The sequence below is a fragment of the Enterococcus sp. ZQ21 genome, assembly GCF_030053755.1.
Lineage (GTDB): Bacteria > Bacillota > Bacilli > Lactobacillales > Enterococcaceae > Enterococcus_B > Enterococcus_B lactis.
In genome coordinates this window covers 2422706-2444438 of the sequence record NZ_CP125658.1, presented here as the reverse complement: position 1 = coordinate 2444438, position 21733 = coordinate 2422706, and the positions used below count along the sequence as shown (strand labels likewise).

General features: G+C 40.6%; 18 protein-coding genes. 15 read left to right on the top strand and 3 right to left on the bottom strand.

Translation table 11 applies throughout. The annotated features are described in order from the left end of the window. Nucleotides 1-5: 5 nt before the first annotated feature. The 11 genes from def to QK255_RS11790 all read left to right on the top strand — a co-directional run bounded on the left by def (nucleotide 6) and on the right by QK255_RS11790 (nucleotide 11355). Nucleotides 6-497: a peptide deformylase gene (gene def / locus QK255_RS11840; protein ID WP_002293060.1), complete on the top strand. Its 492-nt coding sequence runs from the start codon at nucleotides 6-8 to the stop codon at nucleotides 495-497. Continuing rightward, the gene (gene fmt, locus QK255_RS11835) at nucleotides 490-1428 is read left to right on the top strand and encodes a methionyl-tRNA formyltransferase (protein ID WP_002293059.1); all 939 of its coding nucleotides are present in this window, start codon (nucleotides 490-492) and stop codon (nucleotides 1426-1428) included. Before def ends, fmt begins: the two co-directional genes overlap by 8 nt. Further along, nucleotides 1428-2786 carry a 16S rRNA (cytosine(967)-C(5))-methyltransferase RsmB gene (gene rsmB, locus QK255_RS11830; RefSeq protein ID WP_002293058.1) on the top strand — a complete coding sequence of 453 codons (1359 nt, stop codon included), beginning with the start codon at nucleotides 1428-1430 and terminating at the stop codon, nucleotides 2784-2786. Before fmt ends, rsmB begins: the two co-directional genes overlap by 1 nt. Before the next feature lie 12 nt (nucleotides 2787-2798). Next, the gene (locus tag QK255_RS11825) at nucleotides 2799-3539 is read left to right on the top strand and encodes a Stp1/IreP family PP2C-type Ser/Thr phosphatase (RefSeq protein ID WP_002293057.1); all 741 of its coding nucleotides are present in this window, start codon (nucleotides 2799-2801) and stop codon (nucleotides 3537-3539) included. Further along, nucleotides 3536-5605 carry a Stk1 family PASTA domain-containing Ser/Thr kinase gene (gene pknB / locus QK255_RS11820; protein WP_002293056.1) on the top strand — a complete coding sequence of 690 codons (2070 nt, stop codon included), beginning with the start codon at nucleotides 3536-3538 and terminating at the stop codon, nucleotides 5603-5605. Before QK255_RS11825 ends, pknB begins: the two co-directional genes overlap by 4 nt. Before the next feature lie 196 nt (nucleotides 5606-5801). After that, complete coding sequence (rsgA, locus tag QK255_RS11815) at nucleotides 5802-6701, top strand: ribosome small subunit-dependent GTPase A (protein WP_002293055.1); 900 nt, start codon at nucleotides 5802-5804, stop codon at nucleotides 6699-6701. Nucleotides 6702-6713: 12 nt separating this feature from the next. Then, on the top strand, nucleotides 6714-7364 hold the full coding sequence (gene rpe, locus QK255_RS11810; RefSeq protein WP_002293053.1) for a ribulose-phosphate 3-epimerase: 651 nt from the start codon (nucleotides 6714-6716) through the stop codon (nucleotides 7362-7364). After that, entirely contained in the window at nucleotides 7365-8003 is a 639-nt protein-coding gene (locus QK255_RS11805; protein WP_002293052.1) for a thiamine diphosphokinase, read from the top strand. A gap of 155 nt (nucleotides 8004-8158) precedes the next feature. Then, nucleotides 8159-9013 (top strand): rod shape-determining protein MreC, encoded by an 855-nt coding sequence (gene mreC / locus QK255_RS11800; protein WP_002293051.1) that lies wholly within the window; start codon nucleotides 8159-8161, stop codon nucleotides 9011-9013. Nucleotides 9014-9016: 3 nt separating this feature from the next. Continuing rightward, the gene (gene mreD, locus QK255_RS11795; RefSeq protein ID WP_002315901.1) at nucleotides 9017-9526 is read left to right on the top strand and encodes a rod shape-determining protein MreD; all 510 of its coding nucleotides are present in this window, start codon (nucleotides 9017-9019) and stop codon (nucleotides 9524-9526) included. 254 nt (nucleotides 9527-9780) lie between these two features. Continuing rightward, nucleotides 9781-11355: a C40 family peptidase gene (locus QK255_RS11790; protein WP_081185811.1), complete on the top strand. Its 1575-nt coding sequence runs from the start codon at nucleotides 9781-9783 to the stop codon at nucleotides 11353-11355. A gap of 68 nt (nucleotides 11356-11423) precedes the next feature. Here the strand turns inward: QK255_RS11790 and QK255_RS11785 are convergent, their stop codons facing one another. Continuing rightward, nucleotides 11424-13223: a M3 family oligoendopeptidase gene (locus tag QK255_RS11785; protein WP_002290919.1), complete on the bottom strand. Its 1800-nt coding sequence runs from the start codon at nucleotides 13221-13223 to the stop codon at nucleotides 11424-11426. A 121-nt stretch (nucleotides 13224-13344) separates the two neighbouring features. Here QK255_RS11785 and QK255_RS11780 point away from each other — a divergent pair, with 121 nt between their 5' ends. Together QK255_RS11780 and QK255_RS11775 are read left to right on the top strand one after the other, a co-directional pair. Then, on the top strand, nucleotides 13345-13851 hold the full coding sequence (locus tag QK255_RS11780; RefSeq protein ID WP_002290921.1) for a VanZ family protein: 507 nt from the start codon (nucleotides 13345-13347) through the stop codon (nucleotides 13849-13851). Nucleotides 13852-13929: 78 nt separating this feature from the next. Beyond that, nucleotides 13930-14652 carry a YebC/PmpR family DNA-binding transcriptional regulator gene (locus QK255_RS11775; RefSeq protein ID WP_002290927.1) on the top strand — a complete coding sequence of 241 codons (723 nt, stop codon included), beginning with the start codon at nucleotides 13930-13932 and terminating at the stop codon, nucleotides 14650-14652. Nucleotides 14653-14733: 81 nt separating this feature from the next. Here QK255_RS11775 and QK255_RS11770 read toward each other — a convergent pair whose 3' ends face one another. Together QK255_RS11770 and QK255_RS11765 are read right to left on the bottom strand one after the other, a co-directional pair. Beyond that, complete coding sequence (locus QK255_RS11770) at nucleotides 14734-16131, bottom strand: L,D-transpeptidase family protein (protein ID WP_002329834.1); 1398 nt, start codon at nucleotides 16129-16131, stop codon at nucleotides 14734-14736. A 169-nt stretch (nucleotides 16132-16300) separates the two neighbouring features. Beyond that, nucleotides 16301-17275, bottom strand: coding sequence for an L-lactate dehydrogenase (locus QK255_RS11765; RefSeq protein ID WP_002287399.1), 975 nt, complete (start codon nucleotides 17273-17275; stop codon nucleotides 16301-16303). A gap of 352 nt (nucleotides 17276-17627) precedes the next feature. Between QK255_RS11765 and pth the strand changes: the two genes are divergently transcribed. Next, the gene (gene pth / locus QK255_RS11760; RefSeq protein ID WP_002315906.1) at nucleotides 17628-18188 is read left to right on the top strand and encodes an aminoacyl-tRNA hydrolase; all 561 of its coding nucleotides are present in this window, start codon (nucleotides 17628-17630) and stop codon (nucleotides 18186-18188) included. A 16-nt stretch (nucleotides 18189-18204) separates the two neighbouring features. Then, the gene (gene mfd, locus QK255_RS11755) at nucleotides 18205-21726 is read left to right on the top strand and encodes a transcription-repair coupling factor (protein WP_002290931.1); all 3522 of its coding nucleotides are present in this window, start codon (nucleotides 18205-18207) and stop codon (nucleotides 21724-21726) included. The last annotated feature ends 7 nt before the right edge of the window (nucleotides 21727-21733 follow it).

The following is a 21733-nucleotide window of genomic DNA, read 5'->3' as shown; positions in this document are numbered from 1 at the left end:
AACTTATGCGCTATCCTATATTGATCCACCCTAATGATAAATTAAAAAGACCTGCTCAGCCAATCGACGTGATCACGGATGAAACGATTGCTTTGTTAGACAACTTATATGAGACGATGATTGCGAATGACGGAATAGGGATTGCTGCTCCTCAAGTAGGACAAAACAAGAGAATCGCTTTGATCGAAGTAGATGAAGGCGAAAAATTCGAACTGATAAACCCAGAAATCATTGAAGCAAAAGGTGAAAGCATGGACGTAGAAGGCTGTCTCAGTATTCCGCATGTCTATGGAACAGTCAAGCGAGCAGATGAAGTGACTGTACGCTATTATGACCGCGATGGAGAAGAGATAGAAGTGACAGCTTTCGGCTATTTAGCCCGTGCCTTCCAGCATGAAATCGATCACTTAGACGGTATTCTGTTCATTGAGAAAATGGTACAGCAGATCCCGGAAGAAGAACTTGAAGAATATATGGAGGAACATCTTGATGACTAAGTTAGTATTTATGGGCACACCTGCTTTTTCTGTGCCAATTCTTGAAGGGCTGATAGAATCAGGCTACGAGATCCAGGCAGTAGTCACACAGCCCGACCGTCCAGTTGGGCGGAAACGAGTAATTACGCCGACACCGGTAAAAGAAGCTGCTCTAAAGCACGGTATCCGTGTGTTGCAGCCAGAGAAAATCTCCGGTTCGCCAGAAATGGAAGAAATCATTGAATTGGCGCCTGATTTGATCGTCACTGCGGCGTTTGGTCAATTCTTGCCTGAAAAGTTATTGCAAGTGCCAAAATTAGGGGCAATCAATGTCCATGCTTCTTTACTTCCTAAATATCGGGGAGGTGCGCCTGTTCATTATGCCATCATGAACGGGGAGAAAGAAACTGGTGTAACGATCATGGAAATGATCAAAAAAATGGATGCAGGCGGAATCTATGCGCAAGAAAGCATGCCAATCACTAAACAAGATGATGTGGGGACGATGTTTGAAAAGCTCAGCCTTTTAGGAAGAAAGCTATTGCTAGAAACATTGCCTAATATTTTGAATGGACAAAAACCAGTTCCTCAAGACGAGTCAAAAGCCACTTTTTCGCCAAACATCACACGTGAACAAGAAGCGGTCGATTGGCATAAAACTGCAGAAGAAATTGACAACCAAGTACGCGGGATGCGTCCTTGGCCGATTGCATTCACGACCTATGAAGGTACACGCTGGAAATTATTATCGGTTGAAGTACTGGCAGAAAGTACAGACGAAGCACCAGGCACGATCATCCGAAAAGACAAAAAAAATCTATGGATTGCTTGCGGTAAACAGACCGTATTAGCCATCAATGAATTACAGCCAGCTGGTAAAGGAAAACAAGCCGTACACGATTTTCTTAACGGAAGCGGTCAGCAAGTTCAGATTGGTCAGCAGGTGAAATAATGAAAAAAATCCCTAAAAAAATGAAAAAATCTGTACGATATATGGCATTACTGACATTAGAGCGAGTGAACAAGGGCGGCGCCTACTCGAATCTTTTGTTGAATGAGATGATCAAACAAAGCGAGCTAAATCAAAAAGATGTGGGTCTATTTACAGAATTGATCTACGGTACGATTAGCCATCAGCGACTATTGGAATTTTACGTTGCACCATTGATCGCTAAAGCAAAAAAAGTGGATGACTGGGTCAAGACGCTTCTTTATCTTTCTGTATATCAATTAGAATTTTTAGATAAAGTCCCTGCACATGCTATTTTAAACGAGGCGGTCGAAATCGCGAAAGTAAAAGGAAATCCTGGGACAGGAAAATTTGTAAATGGTGTTTTGAGGAATTATCAGCGTCAAGGAGCACCAGATCTGCAAGGCATTACTGATCCTATCGAAAGACTTTCTGTCAAAATCAGCCTGCCTCTATGGATGACGAAGCGGTTGGTGGATCAAATCGGTTACGAAGAAACTGAAAAGCTCGGTTTATCGCTATATCAGCCTAGCCATGCTAGTGCCCGAGTAGATACACGCCGACTTTCCAGAGATCAGGCCATCACTGTTTTGCAAGAAGAAGAGATCACAGCTGAAAAAAGCCAAGTCAGTCCATACGGTATAGTAGCGAAAAAAGGGCATTTAGCTTCTAGCTCATTGTTCCACGATGGCGTCATGACGATCCAAGATGAAAGTTCGATGCTTGTAGCGCCGTCTATGCAAATCGAGCCTGAACATCATGTCTTAGATGCCTGTGCAGCACCCGGAGGTAAGACGACACATATTGCTTCTTTTTTGGATCCTTCATGTGGTGGGGAAGTGATTGCTTTAGATGTACATGAACACAAAGTCAAACTCATTGAAGAAAATGCAACACGTCTGGGTGTCTCTTCTGCTGTTTACGCTCAAAAGATGGATGCTAGAGAAGTCAGCAAGCAGTTTGAACCAGAGCAGTTCGATCGGATTTTAGTAGACGCGCCTTGTTCAGGTCTAGGGCTCCTTCGGCGAAAACCAGATATCCGTTATAAAAAACAGCCGGATGAATTAGCGAATTTACCAAAAATCCAATTGGAAATTTTAGAAAGCTGCGCACCAGCTTTAAAGTCTTCCGGTATTCTGACTTATAGTACTTGTACGATCTTAAAAGAAGAAAACCAAGACGTTGTTTCTGCTTTCTTGGAAACACACCCTGATTTTGAGAGGATTGATGTTTTGACCGATCCTATGCTACAATCATCAATCGTAGAGAAAATGTTGACTTTGTATCCGCATCAGTTTTACACAGATGGATTTTTCATTTGTTGTTTGCGCAAAAAGTAATGAGGTGAAAAAATGCAGATTGAATATCAATCAGATGTAGGAAGACGACGTAACACCAATCAAGACTATGCCAGTGTATTTACTAGCCGTTCAGGTCTCAAGCTTGCTGTATTAGCAGATGGGATGGGTGGCCACCGTGCTGGAGACATTGCTAGTCAAATGGCGGTAACAAATCTAGGCGAAGCTTGGGAAGAACAAGAAGCTGCCGACGATGAAAAAATCGCCCAGTGGTTCATTCAATCGATTCAAGAGGAAAATATGCTGATTTATCAGCGAGGACAAGAACAGCCGGAATATAATGGTATGGGAACAACAATCGTAGCGGCAGCTCTGTCAGATGACTGGTTCACGATTGCGAATGTTGGCGACAGCAGAGCGTATTTGATTCGCGAAGATAAAATCATGCAATTGACAGAGGATCATTCTTTAGTTAACGAACTAGTCAAATCAGGGGAAATCAGCGAAGAAATGGCAGTGAACCATCCAAGAAAGAATATTTTAACACGTTCTGTCGGCATGCCAGGAACAGTCGAAGTAGATGTTTCTACTCATCTTTGGCAGCTAAAAGATCGCTTGCTGTTATGTTCAGATGGCTTGACGAATATGCTATCTGAAGAAGAAATAGGAACGATCATTAATCAAGAAGGCCCGTTATCCCATAAAGTAACTGAGCTGATTGATCGTGCCAATGAAGCAGGCGGAGCGGATAATATCACCGTTCTTCTTATCGAATATAAGGAGGACAGTGTATGATCGAGTTGGGAAAAAAATTAAATGGCCGTTATCAGATCACGGGGAATATCGGTAGTGGTGGTATGGCTAATGTATTTTTGGCGCACGATTTGATCTTGGATCGAGATGTAGCAGTCAAAGTCTTACGATTCGACTTTCAAAATGATCAAACCGCGATTCGACGATTTCAGCGAGAAGCTTTAGCAGCAACAGAACTCGTTCATCCAAATATTGTCAGTGTTTACGATGTTGGTGAAGAAGACAATATGCAGTACCTAGTGATGGAATACGTCAAAGGAATGGACTTGAAACGATATATCCAAACACATTATCCTGTTCCTTATGAAACAGCAGTAAATATTATGCAGCAGATTCTTTCTGCTATTTCTTTAGCTCATAACCATCAAATCATCCACCGAGATTTGAAACCCCAAAACGTATTGATCGATAACGAAGGTGTAGTAAAAATCACGGATTTCGGGATTGCTATTGCTTTATCTGAAACATCGATCACACAGACGAATACGATGTTGGGATCTGTTCATTACCTATCTCCTGAGCAAGCAAGAGGGAGTATGGCAACGAAGCAGTCAGATATTTATGCTTTAGGGATCATTCTTTATGAGATGCTGACAGGTAGCGTGCCGTTTGACGGTGAATCTGCTGTGACGATTGCTTTAAAACATTTCCAAGATGATCTTCCATCCATAAAGGCACTTGATCCAAATGTACCGCAAGCACTGGAAAATGTGATTTTACGGGCGACGGCTAAAGAACCTGCAGACCGTTACAAGTCAGCCGAAGAAATGTCTGATGATCTTTCTACAGTATTATCACCAGCTCGTGCAAACGAAGAAAAATGGCAACCTCATGCGATGGATAACGAAACAAAAGTTATCACACCGCTTGCGGCAGATACACCAATGCCGGATTCATTCAAATCTATGCCTCTGCCAAAAGACGAACCGAGAAACGAAACATTGCCGGAAGAGGAAGAAGTTCTGCCTGACCCTAAAAAGAAAGGACAGAAAAAATGGTGGCTGATTCTGTTAGCTGTCCTCGCTGTTTTAGGAATCGGAACAGCTGTATTCTTTGCTTCTGGCGGACGAGGAGAAGTTGTTGTTCCTGATGTTTCTGATCTTTCTGAAGCTTCTGCCAGAGAAACACTCGCAAAAGCGAAATTAGAAGTAGCAACAAAAACAGAAGAAATTGCAGATGACAAAATCGAAGAAGGCAATGTGGTGAAGACAGACCCGGCAGCGGGAACGACAGTCAAGCAAAAACGCGAAGTCACTCTTTATATCAGCAGTGGCACGAAAAAAATCAAATTAGATGATTACAGTGGTAAAAGTTATGAAGATGCTGAAGCAAGTTTGAAAGAATTAGGATTTTCTGCTGATTTGATTCAAAAAGAAGAGGAATTCAGTTCAGAGGTAGAAAGCGGAATGATCATTTCGCAATCTCCATCAGAAGATACAGAAGTCGATCCTAAAACAGACACGATTACTTTCACAGTCAGCAAAGGACCAGAAACAGTGACTTTGAGTAGTCATGTAGGAGAAAACTACGAAACTGTCCGTAATTGGCTTGTTACACAAGGATTCAATATCAATAACATTAGTGCTACTTATGACTATAGCGACACTGTGCCATCGGGTTCGATCATTAGTCAGGATCCAGCCTCAGGTGAAGTTGTAGCAGAAGAAACTTACATCAGTTTTGTCGTAAGCCAAGGAACAGAACCTAAACTGAATGACATCTCCGGCTATACAAAAAGCGAAGCACAAAGTTATTTGGCTAGTATTGGTGCAGAATATATCGGTCATGAGACTTCTGAATATTCAAGCACGGTGGATAAGGACAAAGTAATCCGTACAGTGCCAGGGGCAGGTACGACGATTACCAAAGGAATGGTTGTAAACGTGATTTACTCTAAAGGACCAGACCCAGCGTCTTCTAGTTCTGAGAAAGATTCTTCAGACAGTTCTAGCAGCTCAAGTAGCTCTAGCAGTACGAGCAGCTCTTCCAAAGAAGAATCTTCCAGCACTACAAGTTCATCAGATAGTACCTCAGAAAGCTCAAAATAAGTTTTTAATAAAATAGAACAAAGAGGTTGTGACAGAAGCTACTTCTGGAACACCGTTTATTCGAAGGGACTGTGCCGCAGTCCCTTTTTTGTGTTTTCTATCCCTTTTGATTAGTTTTCAAGCCTTTTACTTTGAGAAGTTTGCGTGGAACGACACCTACTTTCCTCTTCATATGGTAAAATAAACAAAAACGGAGGTGGCACTTATCAAAGGACAAATCAGAAAAGCAATCAGCGGTTTTTACTATGTATACGCAGACGGAGAGACCTATCAAACAAGAGGAAGAGGGAATTTCCGGAATCGGAAAATCACGCCGCTTGTCGGAGATCAGGTAATCTTTGAGAGTGAAAATCAAACAGACGGCTATCTTCTGGAAATCTTGCCGAGAAAAAATCAATTAGTTCGCCCGCCAGTCACAAATGTTGATCTTGGAATCATTGTCACAAGTATCGTGGAACCTGCATTTTCTTATAATCTGCTTGACCGCTTTCTAGTTACCTTGGAATATGAATCAATCGAACCGCTTATTTTTTTGACGAAGACCGACTTGTCAGACGACCCGAAAAAAATCGAAGAAATCAAGCAAATCTATACTAAAATAGGCTACCCAGTGATTGTACCCAATCATGCGGGTGACACGACAGAATTGATCCGTTATTTTCCAGAACGGCTATCGGTCTTCATGGGACAGTCTGGAGCAGGAAAATCAACACTACTGAATCAAATATCTCCAGAACTGAATTTAGCAACAGGAGAGATTTCTGATGCACTTGGAAGAGGGCGGCATACAACACGGCATGTGGAGCTGCTCCCTATCTACGGTGGGTTAGTAGCAGACACACCAGGATTCAGCTCGATTGACTTTTTGACTATCGAAGCAGGAGAATTGCCAAGACAATTTCCGGAATTTGTGGAAGCTTCTGCCCATTGCAAATTTAGAGAGTGCATGCATGCCAAAGAACCTGGCTGTGAAGTGAAACATAGAGTAGAAACAGGTGGTATCGCACAGACACGTTACGATAATTATTTGCAATTCTTACAAGAAATCGAGAAAAGAAAACCCATGTATACGAAAAAAGAAGGTAAACGAAAATAGGAGGAACCAAGAATGAAAATAGCACCATCCATTTTGAGCGCAGATTTTGCCAATTTGCAAAGAGATATTGAGTTAGTAGAAAAAGGAGGCGCAGATTACATCCACGTAGATGTCATGGATGGCCAATTTGTCCCAAATATCACGTTAGGGCCAAATATTGTTCAGGCAATCCGACCTGTCACTAAATTACCGCTAGACGTCCATCTGATGATCGTTGATCCGGAAAATTACATTCCAGCATTTGCGAAAGCTGGAGCAGATATCATTACTGTTCATGTAGAAGCAACTCCTCATATCCATCGGGCACTCCAAATGACAAAAAGCTTAGGTGTCAAAGCTGGAGTAGTTATTAATCCGGGGACACCAGTCTCCATGATCAAACATGTTTTGCCTTTGGCTGATCAAGTGCTGGTCATGACTGTCAATCCTGGGTTTGGCGGACAAAGCTTTATTGAAGAAACGGTAGAAAAAATCACAGAACTCGCTGATCTACGTAAAGAGAACAATTGGTCTTATGCAATCGAAGTAGATGGCGGAATCGTTCCAGAAACAGCAAAAATCTGTAAAGATGCAGGGGCGGATGTCTTTGTTGCAGGATCATATATCTATGGAGCCGAAAATCCAGTCGGACAAATCGAACGGTTAAAAGAGGCATTAAATTAAATGAAAATTTTATTAGCTGCTGGAGGTAATCCGGAAAACTGGCCGCAGCCTCTACTGACCAAATACGATGCCTATGTCGGAATAGATCGTGGTGCGCTGTATCTGCTTCAAGCAGGCTACCCAGTAGATCTGGCAGTAGGTGATTTTGATTCATTGTCGAACGAAGAGCAGGAGGAAGTATTTGCAAAAGCCAAAGAGTATGCCCGTTCACCCGCAGAAAAAGACGATACAGATACACAATTGGGGATCTTAAAGACATTTGAACGTTATCCGCAAGCTGAAGTCACTTTGATCGGCGCCACAGGCGGAAGATTGGATCATCTTTTAGCCAATCTCTGGTTAGGTCTGGAACCTCGATTCAAACCGTTTGCCCATCAGCTTATTATTAGAGATCGTCAAAATTATTTGGCTTATTATTTGCCTGGAAAGCATATAGTAAGACAGGTTCCAAGTATGAAGTATCTAGCTTATTGCTGTTTGACGCCCGTCTCGGCTCTTACATTGAAAGGCAGTAAGTATGTATTGGAAAATAAAGCAGTTGAATACCCGACATCTTATGCAAGTAACGAGTTTCTTTCAGATACCGCTGAATTTTCTTTTTCAGATGGTATGATTGCAGTTATTCAAAGCAAAGACTGACCAATGAACAAAAGGAAAAGTTTTGTCTTTCAGGCTAAAAATGACAGAATCTATTATTTACTAAAAAAAAGCTTAAGAGGAGCAACTTGCCTTTTGTTTCCCAGCATTTAGTGATAAAATTGAACACAAGAGTCTAATTAATTCGAGGTGTCTTTGTGAAGAAGTTCAATCCTAATAAAAATATTATTATTACCTTGGTTATTGTTATCATCGTGGTGACGATACTAAGTGTGACCGCTGCACAGCGAGCGAATGAAGGAAAGCCTAATTTCTTCCAATCCATCGTTAATGACAGTGTTGCAATGGTTGATAAAACAATCTCTGCCCCAGTACGGTGGGTGCGAAACGGAGTAGATTCTGTCCATAATCTTTTTTCAACTTATGCCGAAAATGAGCGGCTAAAAGAAAAAATCGATAGCTATGATGACGTTGCACAGCAAAACAAGAATTACGAGAGAGAAATCGAATCTTTGAAAAAAGAACTTGATTTGAACCAGACGCTGACGAGTTACGAAAAAGTAACGGCAAATGTCATTACTCGTTCACCAGATAGCTGGCAGGACATGCTGATCGTAGACAAGGGTTCTAAAGACGGTATCGAAGCAAATATGGCAGTCATGTCGCAAAAAGGATTGATCGGCCGAGTGATCGAAGTCAATACAGCTTCGTCTAAAATCGAATTACTGTCATCCTCTAACGAAAGCTCCAATCATTTTCCAGTACGGGTATCTTCGGCTAATGGCGAAGCATTCGGTTTGCTTAAAAACTATGATGAAAAACTCCATGCATTAGTGGTGACCCAATTGACTGGTGATACGGATATCAAAGAAGGGGATGTTGTTCAGACATCCGGTCTTGGAGGAAATTCTCCAGCTAACTTGCCGATCGGTACGGTTATCAAAACGAAACCAGACAGTTATGGCCTGGATCGGGAAGTTTATGTGAAACCTTATGCAGAAATGTATGATGTGTCAGTTGTGACGATTGTCCAACGGCTAGCGGAGGATTAGTCCATGTTGAAAAAAGAAACAATGAAGTACTATCTGCCAATCGTTCTTTTCTTTTTGATGTTGATAGATGGCCATTTAACAAGAATGCTAGGAGAGTGGTCGAAAGGCAGTTATATGTCAAATGCCCACTTTCTGATCTTGGCATTGTTATGTTGCAGTATGGCATTTGAAAAACGCTATTTGCTAATCACCACGATTGTTCTCGGTGCAGTCTATGATGTTTACTATATCGGTGTTATCGGTATCTATGCCGTAGCTCTCCCTTTGATCGTATGGTTGATGTATGTAATGAAAGATGTCATCCACGTCAACATCTTTACTGAATTTTTCAGTATGATTATCTTTGTCACGGGGTATGAACTGTTTACGATGGTGGTCCAATTGATTTTTAAACTAGCAGTAGTAAATAACACGTATTTTATTACAAGGTTCTTAGGGCCTACACTGCTGTTGAACATGATTATTTTTGTATTATTCATTTTTCCATTTAAGAAATTATTCAGTGATGAATAATTTCTTTTTTTGTTTTTCCTCTGAAAGTAAAAAAGAATTGTTGTTATCTTAAAAAAAGCCCGTCTTAGCATGCCTTTTTCATGATCATTTTCTGAAACGAACAGTTTTGTCATTTTTAGAGGTTGTTTTGAAACATTTTTGTAACATAACTATTATATCGCTGACATACTGCTATGGTACAATTTTTATATCGTTAAGAAAGACTTAAATATATTTAGATATTTATTAAATTAAGCCAGTCGGAGGAATGAAGAGTGAAAAAGAGTTTAATATCAGCAGTAATGGTATGTTCAATGACCTTGACTGCCGTAGCATCACCGATCGCTGCCGCGGCGGACGATTTTGATTCTCAGATACAACAACAAGATCAAAAGATTGCAGACTTGAAAAACCAACAAGCAGATGCACAATCACAAATCGATGCCCTAGAAAGCCAAGTTTCTGAAATCAACACACAAGCACAAGATCTATTAGCAAAACAAGACACATTGCGTCAAGAATCTGCACAATTAGTAAAAGATATTGCAGATTTACAAGAACGTATTGAAAAACGTGAAGATACAATCCAAAAACAAGCACGTGAAGCACAAGTAAGCAATACAAGCTCAAACTATATTGACGCTGTATTGAATGCTGATTCATTAGCAGATGCTATCGGACGCGTTCAAGCAATGACAACGATGGTAAAAGCAAACAACGACTTGATGGAACAACAAAAACAAGATAAAAAAGCTGTAGAAGACAAAAAAGCTGAAAACGATGCTAAACTAAAAGAATTAGCTGAAAACCAAGCTGCTTTGGAATCTCAAAAAGGCGATCTTTTATCTAAACAAGCTGATTTGAACGTACTGAAAACTTCATTAGCTGCTGAACAAGCAACTGCTGAAGACAAGAAAGCTGACTTGAACCGCCAAAAAGCAGAAGCTGAAGCAGAACAAGCACGCATTCGTGAACAACAACGTCTAGCAGAACAAGCACGTCAACAAGCAGCACAAGAAAAAGCTGAAAAAGAAGCACGCGAACAAGCAGAAGCTGAAGCACAAGCTACTCAAGCTTCATCAGCTGCACAAAGCTCAGCAACAGAAGAATCATCAGCTGCTCAATCTTCAACGACTGAAGAATCATCATCAGCTGCTCAATCTTCAACAACAGAAGAATCAACAACAGCGCCTGAATCTTCAACAACAGAAGAATCAACAACAGCGCCTGAATCTTCAACAACAGAAGAATCAACAACAGCGCCTGAATCTTCAACAACAGAAGAATCAACAACAGTGCCTGAATCTTCAACAACAGAAGAGTCAACAACTGTACCTGAATCTTCAACAGAAGAATCAACAACACCTGCGCCTACAACACCATCAACAGATCAAAGTGTTGATCCTGGGAACGGTACTGGTAGTAATGCAACTAATAACACAACTAATACAACACCAACACCAACACCAACGCCAACGCCAACGCCTTCTGGAAGTGTGAATGGTGCAGCAATCGTAGCAGAAGCTTACAAATATATCGGTACTCCATATGTTTGGGGCGGTAAAGATCCAAGTGGATTTGACTGCTCAGGATTCACACGCTATGTTTACTTGCAAGTAACTGGTCGTGACATTGGTGGTTGGACAGTTCCTCAAGAATCAGCTGGAACAAAAATCTCAGTTTCTCAAGCAAAAGCTGGAGACTTATTATTCTGGGGTTCACCAGGCGGAACTTACCACGTAGCGATTGCTTTAGGCGGAGGACAATATATCCATGCTCCTCAACCAGGCGAAAGCGTAAAAGTTGGTTCAGTTCAATGGTTTGCACCTGACTTTGCTGTCAGCATGTAAGAATGATTAATCAAAAAGAGTTAGCCCTTTTCTGGACTAACTCTTTTTTTATTGAGAGAAAATAGAAATCAGATGAATTCTTCTGTCAATTCCATGAACGTTTGGATATCTTCAATCACCATATCGATACCTGCTTGCCAAAAATCTGGTTGAGTGAGATCGACATTCAAATGTTTCTTTGCAAGCTCTTCCGTCGTCATTGAAGCAGTATCACGTAGTAAATGGATATATTCTTCTTCGAAATTTGCCCCTTTTTGATTAGCGTAAGCATAAATGCCTAAACTAAACAGGTAGCCAAAGGTGTATGGGAAGTTATAAAACGGTACGTCATCAATAAAGAAATGTAATTTTGCAGCCCAGAAATATGGATGATAAGTGGCTAAAGCTCCTTGGTAGCCTTCTTTTTGTGCTTCAACCATCATCTCTGTGATCTTATCTTCTGAGACTAATCCTTCTTGCCGTGCTTCATAGAATCGATTTTCAAAAATGAATCGAGAATGGATATTCATGAACATAGCTAAAGCATTTTGCAGTTTTGTATCTAGCAAATTGATTTTTTCTTCTTTTGTTTTTGCGGCTTTTAATGTAGCATCGGCTACGATCAGTTCTGCGAATGTACTTGCTGTTTCTGCGACATTCATTGCGTATTCGCGATTTAAAGAAGGCAAGTCCCACATCGTGCTGCTATGGAAAGCATGACCCAATTCATGAGCAAGTGTCGCAACCTCATTAACAGAATTGCTGTAGGTCATAAAGATCCTTGATTCTTTTGTTTCTGGTAACTCAGTACAATAGCCACCAGGACGTTTTCCAGGACGATCTTCTGCTTCGATCCAGCTCTTTTCAAAAGCAGATTGTGCGAATTTAGCCATTTTTGGACTGAATTTATTAAAGTTTTCGATAATAAATGCAGCTGCTTCGTCAAAACTAAAGGTTTTTTCTTTCAAATCGCCTAAAATAATAGGTGCATCTTGATCCTGCCATTCCATTTTTTCTTTACCGAAAAGATTGGCTTTTCTAGTCAAGTAATCAACAAGGGGTTGTTTGTTTTTTTGGATCGTCTCCCACATGACAGACAATGTTTCTTTTTTCAAACGGTTGTATTCTAATGGTTTTTGCAGAAAATCTGTGATGCCATGAAGTTCATAGTTAGAAAGTCTGAAACCATCTAAATGATTCAAAGTATCTGTGAAGAGGGGAGCCTTTTCTTTCCATGCTTTTTCCCATGCTGCGAAAAGTGTTTCTCTGACTTTTGGATCTGGATCGCCCATCATCTTATTGAAGGCTTGGCCAGCAGATAATTCGACAACTTGACCATCTTGTTCGAAGGGAATCGAAATGCTGGCTACAATCGTATCATAATGACTGCTCCAGGCATTTAGACCATCTAATGAGAGCGTGTTGATAATGTTCTCTTCAGCTTCTGATAATAATTGTGAACCGTCACGACGGATCTCGTTTAAACGAAACGCGATTGTTTCAAACGAACCATGGGAAAGCATCTGATTCCAATCATTGTCAGATATTTCTGCAAATTTCTTCGACAATACTGTTTCGGCTGATTGTAGACGAGGAAGCAAGGCGTAAAGCTTACCTGATAAGATCTTTGCATCTGAATCATTGACATTGGCAGAAAGCAATGCAGTAATATAGCTGTTGCATTGGGTAAAGCCGTTCGTAATCGTTTCTTGCAATTGAAGAACCGCTTTTAGCTGCTCTGCATTGTCAGAACTAGGTGACCATTTTGTTACACGTTGATAATATTCGTTCGTTTGGTCTTCCAATTGCTTCATCCGTTGGTTCAAAGCATCAGAATGACTTCCTCCGGGGAAAATAGATTCTAGATCCCAATTTAATGAATAACTCATGAAAAAACTCCCTTCATATTGTAATACAAAATTAAGTATAGCACTTTTTTATAGAAGAAGTCTCTATGAAAATGATTGTTGTTTCTTCAAAAAAAGTCTAAGATAAATACAGAGGTGACTTATGAATTCTTCAAAAAAACAACTGAAAAACGGAAATATTTATTTAGTGATCGCACTTATAGTCGTTGCCATCTTATTTTACAGTTCTTCTCAAACTTACGGACAGCAATCACAAGTTTCGCGATTAGAAAGCTGGCTTCCTAATCAGCCATTTAAGGACACATTAGCAGGTATACATTTTAATTATGGTGGAAGTATCGTGAGTATCGACCATCTGGGCTACGCCAAATTTGTAGAGTTCTTTTTAAGAAAAGGCGCACATTTTGGTACTTATTTTGTTTTGGGTGGTAGCTTGTTTTTAGGTGTTTTCCCTAAACTAAAAATTTGGTGGCTGACAGCGATCCTTGCTTGGCTTTCAGCAACAGGATACGCAGGTTTGGACGAATTCCATCAAATGATGACCGGTGGACGAACACCTATGTTCCAAGATGTCATGTTGGATTCGATCGGTGCTCTGACTGCTGTGGTATTATGTGTGCTTTTTGCGGCATTCAAGAAGCGTTTATAGATTGGCTGTGGCTTTGTTTTTTTGTGAAATAGTACTAGAATAGAAGTGTATTCTCAAAAGAACAAGGGAGGAAAAATCATGTCAGGACATAGTAAGTGGCATAATATCCAAGGAAGAAAAAATGCCCAAGATGCGAAACGAGGAAAAGTCTTTCAGAAACTTTCTCGTGAAATCTATATGGCAGCTAAAGCAGGCGGTCCTGATCCATCCATGAACCCAGCTCTGCGGCTTGTTGTGGACAAAGCAAAAGCTGCAAATATGCCAAACGACAATGTAGAACGGGCGATTAAAAAGGCTACCAGTGCCGTAGATGAAACAAATTACGATGAAATCACGTATGAAGGATATGGTCCGGGTGGAGTAGGAATCTTAGTCCATGCATTGACGGATAATCGTAATCGGACAGCGACAAATGTCCGAGTAGCTTTTACTCGAAACGGCGGGTCACTGGGAGAAACGGGTTCAGTCAGTTACTTGTTTGATCGTAAAGGGTATATCGTCATTGAACGCGATGGGTTGGCTGTGGATGAAGAGACGATGTTTGAAGATGTATTAGAGGCGGGGGCAGAAGATCTGCAAACTTCTCCTGAAGTGTTCGAGATTTATACTGCACCAGAAGATTTTGCTGCTGTACGAGATGAGCTGGAAAAAGAGTTCACTTTAGCGCAAGCAGAATTGACGATGATCCCACAAACGACGATCGATTTAAATGAGGAACAACGGGAGCAATTGGAACGTCTAGTAGATAAGCTAGAAGACGATGATGATGTCTCAGAAGTCTTTACTGCTGCTGAAATGTAAGCAAGCGCATAGTTGAGATAATAAGTAAGAACGCACCTGTACGATTCGTACTGGTGCGTTCTTTTTATCAATTCTTTTTTGTTAGAAGACCAATACAGGTGTTCCTTTTTCGACCATCCCGAATAATTCCTTCATTACACTTGGCGGAGTGTTGATACAGCCATGTGAACCGCGGGTTTTCCATAAATCTCCGCCGTATTCAGGTTGCCAGTCAGAATCATGGATACCAACACCTGTCCAGTCAATCGGCATCCAGTAATTTACTGGACTCTCGTAAGGCGTTCCGTCGTCATTTGTTCCTTTTAAAGTTGCATCTTCTTCTTTATTCCAAACATAGAAGACCCCAGCAGGTGTAGGTGTAGATGGCTTTCCGGAAACGATATCTGTTTCAAGGGCTACTTTTCCGTCTTTATAATACCACATATGCTGGTTCTCTAAATCAACTTCGATATACGTATCTTCGATCAATGGATGATCAGCGGTTGTGCCACCTTGCACAATCGGAGAACGAGTAAAGTCTTGGCCTGTCAGAATAGCTTTTTTCAACGCTTCTGTCTCGCTATCTGTTTGGATCGTCCAGCTGTAAGTGCCAACTGGGACCGTAACTTCTCCTCTTTTTGTACTTTTAAATTTTGTGTCATTCGTACTTGTGTTATACTTTGTGCCTAAATCTGTTACATATTGACGTACTTGTTCTGTATCTAAATCGACTTTTCCGTCGTAGGTCAGCCAGCTCATGATATCACTTGATGGAATCTGGAAAGTCTCACCGTTTATACTGTAAGTAGCTTTTACTTTTGCGATAGCATTCATGGATTCGAGCTGTTCTTTCAGTGAACTGTCTCCGGAGGTTACTTTTGGTTTTTCTTTGAACTCAGTTAATTCAATCGTATCTTTACCGGAATTTACTGCACTTTTTATTTGTTTGACCGCAGCATCGACGTTGATGGTATTTCCATTGACTTCAGGCTTGATAACAAAAGAGTCGCCTGATTTTTCAATTGTTGCATCAGTTGTAGGTGTCCGGTCTTTATTCAGATCAGTCAGTTTAGTTGTCAATGTCTGAACGGTAGTATCCAGTTTCTGGTGGTCTTGACTGATAGGATCGATTTCTTGTTTTTCCGCTGCTGAAACATAAGTCATTCCCCAAGTCCATCCGTTTTGTTCATTTAGGATCGGAGAAAGCTCAGAAGTGAAATCATCTTTATAGCCGAGCTCAGATTTTGGTACTTCCTGCCAGACTTTTCCATCTTCTTTAATAGCTAATTTTTTATCGGAATAAGCTTCTTTTAATTTTTCATTTGCTTTTTCGACTGTTAGATCGCTGACATTTATTCCGTTGATTTCCGTATTCGGCAAAAAATGTTTTGTGTAGTATGTACTGCGATAGGTATAAAAGCTAATCAGCACTAAGAGAACACCAAGAGCTGAAAGCAAAGCAACATGTTTCGATTTTTTTCGATGCGAAGATCTTGTCATATCGACAACTCCTTAAGTAAAAGTTTAGGGTGGAACGGTCTCATGATAGCATAATTTAGACGAAAAGACGAAGGTTATCTCTTCTTTATGAAAAAATTTAGAAACCAGAAGAGTGATAAAATAAAAAAACGGAAAACACCGTTTAGATGTTTTCCGTCATATTCAAAAATTATTCAGCGTCTAGTTTAGCAAAAGCTTCATCTAGAATTTCTTTTAATTGTTTAGCAGAAGCAGCCATGCGGTCTTGTTCGCTGTCGCTTAAAGGAATTTCGATTACTTTTTGGATACCTTGACGGTTGATAACAGCAGGTGCACCAATGTAGATGTCGTTCAATCCATATTCGCCATTCATGAAGACTGATAAAGGAAGAACAGCATTTTCATCATCTAAGATGGCACGAGTGATACGTGCTAATGCTACTGCGATACCATAGAAAGTAGCACCTTTTTTCTCGATAATTGTGTAAGCAGCGTCACGTACGCCGAAGAATAGGTTAACCATAGCTTCTTCATCGATTTCAGGGTTGTTTTTCACCCATTCATAGATTTGCAAGCCGGCAACATTTGCATGTGACCAAACTGGGAATTCTGAATCTCCGTGTTCACCTAAGATGTAAGCATGGACGTTACGTGCATCAACGTCAACTAATTCCGCAAGTGCTTGACGGAAACGAGCAGAGTCAAGAGACGTACCTGAACCGATAACGCGTTCTTTAGGGAAACCTGAGAATTTCCAAGTTGAGTAAGTCAAAATATCTACTGGGTTAGCGGCAACTAAAAAGATACCGTTAAATCCTGATTCAACGATTTGTGTGACAACATCGCGGTTGATTTTTAAGTTTTTGTTTACTAAGTCTAAACGAGTTTCACCTGGTTTTTGTGGTGCGCCAGCTGTAATAACAACTAAGTCAGCATCATGTGCGTCTGCGTAAGTAGCAGAGTAGATTTTTTTAGGTGAAGTAAATGCCAAAGCGTGAGACAAGTCAATTGCGTCTCCTTCAGTTTTAGCAGTATTGATATCCACGATACCTACTTCTTGAGCAATATTTTGAGTAACTAGAGCAAAGGCATAGCTAGAACCTACGGCGCCGTCTCCAACAAGAATAACTTTTTGATGATCTTTTTTTTCTGCAGCTGCAGTCATTTAGTATCAATCCTTCCATTGATTTGTTTTTTCCCATGCTTATGCTAACATTTCTCAAGCCCCATGTCACGCTATTTGGCTATAAAATATAACAGATAACAAGGTTGTATTATATGTAAAAGCTTACATGTGCGTTATTTCACTATTTTTATAAATCAATTATTTCATTAAACTTTGAAGAAATTTTTAATTTCTTTATCATTTATTAACGATTCTCTTTTAGCCGAAACGCTTTGTTTTGTGGTATACTATACATTGACAGTATAAAAAAGAAAAAAAGCTCGATGGACTGGACCGCTAATTAGCAGTCCAGCCTTTTGTGCTGTTTTTAGAATTAGGTGGAAAAACAAAAATGAAAATGATCGTCGGGTTAGGAAACCCAGGTACCAAATACCAATATACTAAACACAATATCGGCTTTATGGTCGTGGATCAAATTGCACGCGAACATCAAGCTACTTTCAAAAAAAATCCATTCGAAGCAGAAGTTGCCGAATTTTTTCATAATGGAGAAAAGATCCTTCTAGTCAAACCACAGACATTTATGAATGAATCTGGTCGTGCAGTCGGACCGTTAATGACTTATTTTGGGATTTATCCAGAAGAATTAGTCGTCATCTACGATGATTTGGATCTGGCAGTAGGAAAGATCCGGCTCCGTCAAAAGGGGAGTGCCGGCGGGCATAATGGTATCAAAAGTATCATTTCCCATTTGAATACGAATGTCTTTGATCGAATCAAGGTGGGAATCGGCAGACCAGAAGGAAAAAAAACAGTGGTCCAGCATGTGCTTAGTCCTTTCAGCAAAGAAAATCAGCCTTTGATAGAAGAAAGCATATTTCAATCTGTTAAAGCAGTCGAATATCTCATAGAAGGGCATTCGTTCGTGGATGCGATGAATCAATTCAATTGAGAAAGGAGGAAAAGGAATGGATATCATTCAATTAGTCGGAAAAGATCCGCAAGTAAAAGAATGGATCAGCAATTTAGAAGAAAAAATGCCTAGACAACTAATCACAGGATTAGCTGGCTCAGCGAAGACGCTTCTATTTGCTCGAGCATTTAAGAAAACAAATAAAAATATGATCATTCTGATGCCAAATTTGTATTATGCCAATCAGTTAGCAGAAGATCTGCAACATGTGATTCCGCAGGATCAGATCCATTTATTTCCAGTGGATGAAGTGCTTTCTGCTGAAATGGCCTTTTCTTCTCCAGAAGCGCGAGGCGAGAGAGTCGCAACGCTCAACGCACTTCAAGAAAAAAAAGCAGGTATCTATTTGTTGCCAGTCGCAGCTTTGCACAAGCGGCTGCCGAATAAGAAAACTTGGCTACAGGCGCAATTGAATTGGCATGTTGGTGATGAGATAGATGTGGAAAATCTTCCTCGCCAATTGACTTTGATGGGCTATGTACGAGAAGAAATGGTCGCAAAACCCGGAGAATTCAGTATTCGAGGAAGCATCGTCGATATTTACCCATTAACAACAAACTATCCTATTCGTGTAGAATTATTTGATGTAGAGATAGATTCTATGCGGTATTTTGAAGCAGAAACACAACGTTCAATCGAAAAAACGGAAGAAATCTGGGTTTCTCCAACGAGTGAACAAGTCTATGGACCAGAGGATCTGGAACATGGAATAGAGCAAATGCAAAAAATGCTAGAAAAACGGCTTGCTGCGACCACAGAAGAAGCAGACCGCGAGTTTTTACAAGATTACTTCGGTCAGATGACTTCAAGTTGGCAAGCAGGTATCCCGACAGAAGAAGCAAAATTCTACTCAGATCTTCTTTACCAAGAATTTGTAACGATCTTGGATTATTTTCCTTCAAATAGTTTACTAGTCGTTGATGATTACCAGCGGATCATGGAAACAAATCGGGAAATCGAAAGGGAAGCGGCAGAATGGCATACTCAAAAAATCAGCGAATTGCGGGTTTTTTCTGAGCAGTCATTTTCAGCAGATGTACAAAGAATCGTTCAAAAGGAAAAATTTACTACAACCTTTTTCTCACTCTTCCAAAAAGGGATGGGAAATCTTCGTTTCCAAGCAATCCATAATTTTCACTATCGGACGATGCAACAGTTCTTCGGACAAATGCCATTGCTGAAAACAGAAATGGATCGTTGGCGCAAGCAAAAACAGACTGTTGTGATCTTTATTCCGACAAAGGACAGAATACGTAAAGCAGAACAAATGCTTCGAGATGAAGATATATTAGTAGTAGAAACAGAAAAAAATGCATTGATCAGAGGACAGGTACAATTAGTTGAAGGAGCTTTGCAGGCTGGTTTTGAACTTCCTCAAGAAAAAATAGTAGCTATCACAGAAAAAGAAATTTTCCAAAAAACGACGAAAAAACAAACGAGACGACAAACAGTAACAAACGCAGAGCGATTGAAAAGCTATAATGAGTTAAAAGCAGGAGATTACGTTGTCCATGCCAATCATGGTATCGGGAAATACATTGGGATGGAAACGCTAGAAGTAGATGGCGTTCACCAAGACTATATGACTATTTTGTATCAAAACGACGACAAACTGTTTATTCCTGTTACTCAACTGAATCTGATCCAAAAATATGTCGCCTCGGAAGCCAAAGCACCTCGCATCAATAAGTTAGGCGGAAGTGAATGGACGAAAACTAAACGAAAAGTATCTTCGAAAATCGAAGATATCGCTGACGATTTAATCAAACTATACGCAGCAAGAGAATCAGAAAAAGGATATGCTTTTGGTCCTGATGACGCCTACCAAAAAGAATTTGAAAATGCTTTCCCTTATTCTGAAACAGACGACCAGTTGAGAAGTGCAGCGGAGATCAAGCGGGATATGGAAAAAGAAAAACCAATGGATCGACTACTCGTAGGTGATGTTGGTTATGGGAAAACAGAAGTAGCGCTTCGAGCGGCCTTTAAAGCGATAAAGGAAAGCAAACAAGTAGCCTTTTTAGTTCCAACAACGATCTTGGCACAGCAGCACTATGAAACGATGCTGGAAAGATTTGAAGGTTTCCCCGTAAATATCGGGCTATTAAGTCGTTTCAGAACAAGAAAGCAACAAAAAGAAACCATCGAACAACTGCGCACAGGTCAAGTTGATATTGTTGTAGGAACCCATCGAATCTTGTCAAAAGATATTGAATTTAGCGATTTGGGTCTATTGATCATTGACGAAGAACAACGTTTTGGTGTAAAACATAAAGAACGATTGAAACAGTTACGTGCACAAGTGGATGTTTTGACTCTGACAGCAACACCGATTCCGAGAACTTTGCATATGTCGATGCTAGGCGTGCGAGATCTTTCAGTAATCGAAACACCGCCTGCGAATCGTTATCCGATCCAAACATATGTTATGGAAAAAAATCCTGGGGCTATCCGCGAAGCAATCCATCGAGAAATGGGACGAGGTGGACAAGTATTCTATTTATATAATCGAGTAGAAACGATCGAACAAAAAGTAGAAGAAATCCAAGAACTCGTTCCGGAAGCGCGGATCGGCTATGCTCATGGACAAATGACAGAGGCGCAATTAGAAAATACGCTCTTTGAATTTATTGAAGGTCAGTATGATGTTCTTGTCACTACGACCATCATTGAAACAGGAGTGGATATCCCGAACGCAAATACATTGTTTGTTGAGAACGCTGATTATATGGGTTTATCCACGTTATATCAATTACGCGGACGGGTAGGAAGAAGTAGCCGCGTCGCATATGCTTACTTTATGTATGAGCAGCAGAAGATCCTTAATGAAGTCAGTGAAAAGCGTCTTCAGGCAATCAAAGATTTTACAGAACTGGGATCTGGGTTCAAAATTGCGATGCGTGATCTTTCCATTCGCGGTGCAGGTAATCTCTTAGGTGCTCAGCAACATGGATTTATTGATGCAGTCGGTTTCGATATGTATTCTCAAATGCTGAGCGAAGCAGTGTCTCGTAAACAAGGAAAGAATAGTCAAGTGGAGAAGACCACTGTTGAGATCGACCTCGGTGTTGACGCATATCTACCTGAAACATACGTGGCAGATCAGCGGCAGAAAATCGAGATCTATAAACGAATTCGTGAACTTGATTCGCAAGAAATGCTAGATGAACTGGAAGATGATCTGCTCGACCGTTTTGGAGAATACCCAGAAGAAGTAGCACACCTCCTGACAATCGGACAGATTAAAATGGATGGCGATCGAGCGCTCTTGGAAACGATAAGGAAACAGGAGCCGCATATCGTCTTTACTCTAAGCAAAGTTGGAACGAAACGCTACAGCGTGGAACAATTATTCGAAGCGCTAACGGCGACGAAACTAAAAGCCAGTCTAGGCGTTGAAAAAGAACAGATGGTGATACGCTTGACGATTCCAAACCAAATGGAAGAAGCAGTGTGGCTTCAGGAAATCCAAAAGTTTGTCAAAGCATTGCGTGAGCAAAAATATCTGTCAGCGTAGGAAGGAG

Coding starts and splice junctions, on each gene's coding strand:
- def (WP_002293060.1), top strand. CDS start 6: ATGCGCTATCCTATATTGATCCACCCTAATGATAAATTAAAAAGACCT.
- fmt (WP_002293059.1), top strand. CDS start 490: ATGACTAAGTTAGTATTTATGGGCACACCTGCTTTTTCTGTGCCAATT.
- rsmB (WP_002293058.1), top strand. CDS start 1,428: ATGAAAAAAATCCCTAAAAAAATGAAAAAATCTGTACGATATATGGCA.
- QK255_RS11825 (WP_002293057.1), top strand. CDS start 2,799: ATGCAGATTGAATATCAATCAGATGTAGGAAGACGACGTAACACCAAT.
- pknB (WP_002293056.1), top strand. CDS start 3,536: ATGATCGAGTTGGGAAAAAAATTAAATGGCCGTTATCAGATCACGGGG.
- rpe (WP_002293053.1), top strand. CDS start 6,714: ATGAAAATAGCACCATCCATTTTGAGCGCAGATTTTGCCAATTTGCAA.
- QK255_RS11805 (WP_002293052.1), top strand. CDS start 7,365: ATGAAAATTTTATTAGCTGCTGGAGGTAATCCGGAAAACTGGCCGCAG.
- mreD (WP_002315901.1), top strand. CDS start 9,017: ATGTTGAAAAAAGAAACAATGAAGTACTATCTGCCAATCGTTCTTTTC.
- QK255_RS11785 (WP_002290919.1), bottom strand. CDS start 13,223: ATGAGTTATTCATTAAATTGGGATCTAGAATCTATTTTCCCCGGAGGA.
- QK255_RS11780 (WP_002290921.1), top strand. CDS start 13,345: ATGAATTCTTCAAAAAAACAACTGAAAAACGGAAATATTTATTTAGTG.
- QK255_RS11775 (WP_002290927.1), top strand. CDS start 13,930: ATGTCAGGACATAGTAAGTGGCATAATATCCAAGGAAGAAAAAATGCC.
- QK255_RS11770 (WP_002329834.1), bottom strand. CDS start 16,131: ATGACAAGATCTTCGCATCGAAAAAAATCGAAACATGTTGCTTTGCTT.
- QK255_RS11765 (WP_002287399.1), bottom strand. CDS start 17,275: ATGACTGCAGCTGCAGAAAAAAAAGATCATCAAAAAGTTATTCTTGTT.
- pth (WP_002315906.1), top strand. CDS start 17,628: ATGAAAATGATCGTCGGGTTAGGAAACCCAGGTACCAAATACCAATAT.
- mfd (WP_002290931.1), top strand. CDS start 18,205: ATGGATATCATTCAATTAGTCGGAAAAGATCCGCAAGTAAAAGAATGG.